5 protein-coding genes and 1 pseudogene are annotated in these 5,669 nt (G+C 70.7%); 1 reads left to right on the top strand and 5 read right to left on the bottom strand.

All coding sequences use genetic code 11. The features are described from left to right. Both AOK17_RS34435 and AOK17_RS34440 read right to left on the bottom strand, forming a co-directional pair. Positions 1-309 (bottom strand): annotated as a pseudogene (locus AOK17_RS34435) (sigma-70 family RNA polymerase sigma factor); the annotation flags it as partial. A 122-nt stretch (positions 310-431) separates the two neighbouring features. Continuing rightward, positions 432-1,601 (bottom strand): glycerophosphodiester phosphodiesterase, encoded by a 1,170-nt coding sequence (locus AOK17_RS34440; protein WP_055616517.1) that lies wholly within the window; start codon positions 1,599-1,601, stop codon positions 432-434. 489 nt (positions 1,602-2,090) lie between these two features. Between AOK17_RS34440 and AOK17_RS34445 the strand changes: the two genes are divergently transcribed. Further along, complete coding sequence (locus tag AOK17_RS34445; protein WP_055616518.1) at positions 2,091-2,765, top strand: lysophospholipid acyltransferase family protein; 675 nt, start codon at positions 2,091-2,093, stop codon at positions 2,763-2,765. 215 nt (positions 2,766-2,980) lie between these two features. Here AOK17_RS34445 and AOK17_RS34450 read toward each other — a convergent pair whose 3' ends face one another. From AOK17_RS34450 to AOK17_RS34460, 3 genes are all read right to left on the bottom strand, one after another. Next, entirely contained in the window at positions 2,981-4,210 is a 1,230-nt protein-coding gene (locus AOK17_RS34450) for a sensor histidine kinase (RefSeq protein WP_055616519.1), read from the bottom strand. Between the two features lie 13 nt (positions 4,211-4,223). After that, the gene (locus AOK17_RS34455) at positions 4,224-4,892 is read right to left on the bottom strand and encodes a response regulator transcription factor (protein WP_055616520.1); all 669 of its coding nucleotides are present in this window, start codon (positions 4,890-4,892) and stop codon (positions 4,224-4,226) included. A 138-nt stretch (positions 4,893-5,030) separates the two neighbouring features. Further along, the coding region (locus AOK17_RS34460) for a S1C family serine protease (RefSeq protein WP_055616521.1) at positions 5,031-5,669 on the bottom strand (639 nt) is incomplete at its 5' end.

Genomic DNA, 5,669 nt, shown 5'->3' on the forward strand with positions numbered 1-5,669 from the left:
GTGCAGGGCCCGGCGCCGGGCGGCGGTGAGCGCGAGCTGTTCCGGACCCGGCCTGCTGTCGTCGGCGGGCTCGGACGCGTACGGCTGCTCGACGCTCGCGGTGTGCCGGGTGCGGCGGGCCTCGGAGCGGACGGCGCCGCGCAGCCAGGCGGCCGGGTCGGCGGGCGGGCCGTCCGTGCCGAGGCGCTCCAGGAGGCGCACCCACACGGCCTGTTCCAGGTCGCCGGGCTCCGCACCCGAGGCATATGCCTCCGCGGAGGCCTCGGCGGCGAGCAGTGGACGCAGCGTGTCGAGCATGTCGTGGGTCATATGCGGCACGACGCGGCCGCCCCGGTACGAGGTTGCCGGGGCGGCCGTCTGTCACCCCAACCGGGGCCGGGGGCTCAGCTGTTGACGAGCGCGTTGGCGGCGGGCTCGGTGGTGCGGCGGGCTCAGCGCTTCAGGAAGTCCTCGCGGGCGAGGATGCCGGTGTCGGGGTTGTCGGTGAAGACCCCGTCGATGCCCGTCGCGAAGTAGGTCCGGAAGGCGCCGAAGGGGTCGCCGTAGCCGTCCACGTCCGTGCCCTTGCGGAAGTTCGTGGGCAGGAAGGGGTTCTCGTTGCGCATCGTGTACGGGTGCAGGATCAGGCCCTCGGCGTGCGCGTCCCGGACCAGAGTGGTCGGGGTGGTGAGGTTGCCGCTCGCGTCCTTCAGGATGATCAGGTCCAGGGTCGGGCCGATGCCCTGCGCGTAGGAGGCCATCTCCTTCAGACCCGCGGGCTTCACCAGGTCGGCGACCGTACGCGGGTCGCCCGTCTCCACGAAGTCCCAGGGACGGGTGTTGGCGGCGGACAGGAGCACGACCAGGGGGTTGCCGATCAGCTTGTTCAGGCGCTGGATGCTGGTCGGCTCGAAGGACTGGACGATGACGGGCGAGTTCTTCTTGTCCAGGCCGTTCCTGCGCAGCACCTTGGCGACCCGCTCCTCCAGGCCGAGGCCCAGCTTGCGGAAGTAGGTGGGGTGCTTGAGCTCGGGGTAGATCCAGACCTGCTTGCCGCGCTTGCGGCTCTGCTCCTCGCGCCAGCGCAGCACCTCCTCGAAGGTGGGGATCTCCCAGCGGCCGTCGTAGAGGGTGTTGTGCGGGCGGTTGGCCGGGATGCGCTCCTTGGCGCGCAGCGTCTTCAGCTCCGCGAGCGTGAAGTCCTCGGTGAACCAGCCCGTGGTGGACACGCCGTCGAGGAGCTTGGTCGTCTTGCGGCTCGCGAACTCGGGGTGCGCGGAGACGTCCGTCGTACCGCCGATCTCCGGCTCGTGGCGGCAGACGAGGTGGCCGTCCTTGGTGGGCACCAGGTCGCCCGCCTCGATGACGTGCGCGCCCATGTCGAGGGCCAGTTGGTACGAGCCGAGCGTGTGCTCCGGCCGGTAGCCGCTGGCCCCGCGGTGCCCGATGATCGTCGGCTTCGGCAGGCTCTTGTAGCCACCGCCGCCGTGCTTCTCGTCGGCTCTCGCCGTGGCCGGGACCCCGAGGACCGCTCCGCCGGCGCCGAGGACCGCGGCCCCGAGCAGCGCGCGCCGTCCCGGGCCGGTCCCGTTCAGTCCCTCGTTCGACTCCTGCGTCCCCATGTGCGCTCCTCCGCATACTGCGCTGCACCTGTCAAAGCGGGACGATCGTAGGTGCGCGGGGGTGACGGAGGGGAGACCTTGGACGGAACACGCGGGTGACGCTGGATGTCGCGTGGGGTGCGTGAGTCGGCCGGGGGCCGGCGGAGCTCGCCCCGGACCGGCTCGCCCTCGGCTGACTCGTCATCAAACGCCGGACCTGCCGGGTGGGTGGAGGCGGCCGGGATGGGTACCCGCGCCTTGTAGGGCGTGGCGAGCTGCGCCCGTGAGCCACACCCGCCCCGCACCCGGCCTCCCAAAAGGCCTAACGGGTGCGGACTTCGTCACACCGTGTCGTACGGATGACAGCCGTGCGACGGGGCGCCACCGCAGGTAAACAAGGGTCAACAGTGCGTATCCACTCGGTGAACCCGATGTGCAAGACCCGGGGGGCCGCGAGTATCGTCCTCACCTGCACAGACTTATACCTATCCCTTGACACCGGAGGGCACGTTGTCCCGCTTCGCGCTCATCAAGGCAGTGCTCGGACCGATCATGCGCCTGATGTTCCGCCCACGGGTGGAGGGTGCGGAGCGCATCCCGGGCACGGGCCCGGTCATCCTGGCCGGCAACCACCTCACGTTCATCGACTCGATGATCATGCCGCTCTTCTGCGACCGGCAGGTCTTCTTCATCGGCAAGGACGAGTACGTCACCGGGAAGGGCATCAAGGGCCGGCTCATGGCCTGGTTCTTCACGGGCTGCGGCATGATCCCGGTCGACCGCGACGGCGGCCGTGGCGGTGTCGCGGCGCTGATGACCGGCCGGCGCGTGCTGGAGGAGGGCAAGGTCTTCAGCATCTACCCCGAGGGCACCCGCTCCCCCGACGGCCGGCTCTACCGGGGCCGCACCGGCATCGCCCGGCTGGCCATGATGACCGGCGCGCCCGTCGTGCCGTTCGCCATCATCGGCACGGACAAGATCCAGCCCGGCGGTGCGGGGTTCCCGCGGCCCGGCCGCGTCACTGTCCGGTTCGGTGAGGCGATGGAGTTCTCTCGGTACGAGGGGATGGACCGGGACCGGTACGTGCTGCGCGCCGTGACCGACTCGGTGATGGCCGAGGTCATGCGGTTGTCGGGGCAGGAGTACGTGGACATGTACGCCACGAAGGCCAAGGAAGCGGCTTAGCTCCGCTGGTTCTTGGGGCTCCGGGGTGGGGTCCTGGGTGGTGGTGGGGTGCGGGTTCGTTGTGGCTTGGTGCGCAGTTCCCCGCGCCCCTAGAGGGCGCCGGCCCCGACGCAGGCCATCGGGCGCGGCCCCGTCGCGGTCCTGAAGGGTGCGCGCCCCTGGTCCTGACCGGGCGCTGGACTCTCGGCCTACAAGGACCACTGGGCAGCGATGGCTCAGTGAGGTTGTTCGTCCGGTGGGGTCGCGTTGGTGTGGTCCGCGGCTGGTGAGGGGAACCAGAGGACGAAGGTCGAGCCCTCGCCGAGTGTTGAGAAGAGGCGGATCTGGCCGCCGTGGGATTCGACTATCTGGCGGACGATCGCGAGGCCCAGGCCCGCGTGACGGTCGTGGCCGCCGCCGTTGCCCTTAGCTCGCCAGAAGCGGTCGAAGACCCGGGTCTGGTCGTCGTCGAGGATGCCGGGGCCCTCGTCCTGGACCGACGCCCAGAGCCAGCCGTCCACCCGGCCCGCGGCGACCGTGATGCCGGTGCCCGGCGGCGAGAGTCGTACGGCGTTGGAGAGCAGGTTGCCGACAGCTCTGCGCAGCGCGTCGTGGTCGCCGATGACCGTCAGGCCCGTGGTGAGACGCCGGTGCAGTACGAGCCCGCGCTCGGCGGCGAGCGGCGCGAACTCCTCGCATGCCTCACCCACCGCCGCGGCCAGATCGACGTCCGCGTCGGCGAGCGCGGGTGCCGTACGGCGGGCGGTGGCCAGCAGGTCCTCGACCAGGCGGGTCATGCGGGTCGTCGCGCGATCCACACTTCGGACGGCCGCCCTGCGCTCGGCCTCCTCGGACTCCTCCGCCGTCAGCACCGCGTCCAGGTTGGCGCGGATGATCGCGAGCGGGCTGCGCAGTTCGTGTGAGGCGTCGTCGATGAGCTGGCGCTGGGCCCGGAAGGCCTCGTCGAGGCGGTCGAGCATGGAGTCGACGGTGTCGGCGAGGTCGCGGAGCTCGTCCTTGGGTCCGTCGAGGCGGATGCGCTGCGAGAGGTCGGTGGCCTGGATCTCGGCTGCCGTACGGGAGATGGAGCGTACGGGGCGCAGGGCGCGGCCGGAGAGTATCCAGCCGATGGCGAGGCTGGTGACGGCGAGTCCGCCGAGTACGGCGAAGGAGAAGCGGCGCAGGTTGGCGAGGGTCTCGTAGTTGACGGCGGCCTCGACCTCCTGGACCTTCACCACCGGGATCTCGCCGACGTACTCGTCGTTCACGTACTTCGACGCCGAGAACTGCTTGCTGACGGGGTGCGCCTCGCCGCTGCGCTCGACCGCGAGATACGTCGCGCCGAGGACGAGCGCGGTGAGGACGAAGAGCAGGCCGGAGTAGAGGACGGTGAGGCGGAAGCGGATGGTGTGGGTGAAGGCCGGGAGGCGGAGCCTCGCCCTGACGATCCGCAGCGCGCCGATCATCGTGTCCTGCCGATCATCGTGTCTCCTTGAGGCGGTACCCCTGCCTGATCACCGTCTCGATGAGCGGTTCCTCTTCTCCGGTGATCTTCCGGCGCAGTGAACCGACCGTGACCCGCACGGTGTTGGTGAACGGGTCGGCGTATTCGTCCCAGACGTGTTCGAGGAGTTCCTCGGCCGGTACGACACGTCCCGGGCGGGTCATCAGGTAGTGCAGGACGCCGAACTCCTTGGGCGTGAGCTGGAGCGGCCGTGCGCCCCGGAAGGCCTCGAACCGGGCGGTGTCCAGGCGGAGTTCGCCGACCTCGACGACCGCGGTTCCGCCGTCCTCGCGGCGGAGCAACGCCCTTATCCGGGCCAGGAGTTCGGGCAGCGCGAACGGCTTCACCAGGTAGTCGTCGGCACCTTCGTCGAGGCCCCGGACCCGGTCGGCGAGACGGTCGCGGGCGGTGAGCATCAGGATGCGGGGACCGCCGGGTGTGGCCCGTACGGCACGGCAGACCGAGAAGCCGTCGCCGTCGGGCAGGTTGAGGTCCAGCAGCACCAGGTCGTAGTCGTTGACGGCCAGCTTCTCCGTGGCCGTGTCGACATCGGGCGCGATGTCGACCGCGTAACCGGCCCGCACCAGCCCGACCTTGAGCGCGACGACGAGGTCTTCCTCGTCCTCGACGACCAGCAGTCTCATGTGCCCCACCTGCCTTCCAACGACAAGCCGAGTCGCGCCCCGTCAGGGGCGCGGGACTGTGACATTTACGGCTCCGCCGCGTGGGCGCGACCGGCCACGACGGACCCGCAGCCTCAATCGAACCGACCCGCGGCCCACTCATCCATCGATGATCGCCCGCGCGGCGGCCCTCGCGTCCGCCATCGGAATGGCGAACCCGATCCCTATCGAACCGCCCCGCTCCTGGTCCAACGTCGCGATGGCCGTGTTGATGCCGATCACACGACCGTCCGCGTCGACGAGCGGACCGCCGGAGTTCCCCGGGTTGATCGACGCGTCGGTCTGCAGGGCCCGCCGCCGCTCACCGCCCTCGCCGAGCCGCACGGACCGGTCGAGCGCGCTGACGATGCCCGAGGTGACAGTGCCGCTGAGACCGAGCGGGGACCCGATGGCGAGGACGGTGTCGCCCACTCCGGGCTTCGCCTGAGTACCGGCGGCCAGTTCGGCGGCGCGCAGCCCGCGGGCGGTCTCCGGTTCCAGGACGGCCACGTCGTTGGCGGGGTCGTCGCCGAGTACGTCCGCGCGAAGCCGGCGCCCGTCCTGGAGCTCGATCGAGACCTCCGAACTGCCCGCCACCACATGCGCGTTGGTGAGGATCCGGCCGCGCTCGTCGAAGACGAACCCGGAACCCTGTCCCTCCGCCGTCTCGATCGACACGACGCTCGGCAGCACGCGTGCGGCGACCGCTTCGAGCCCCGTGGCGTCGTCCTGCCCGGCCGCCGACGCGGCGGCCGGGCA

This window comes from Streptomyces phaeochromogenes, assembly GCF_001418655.1.
In the GTDB taxonomy this organism is placed as follows: domain Bacteria; phylum Actinomycetota; class Actinomycetes; order Streptomycetales; family Streptomycetaceae; genus Streptomyces; species Streptomyces phaeochromogenes.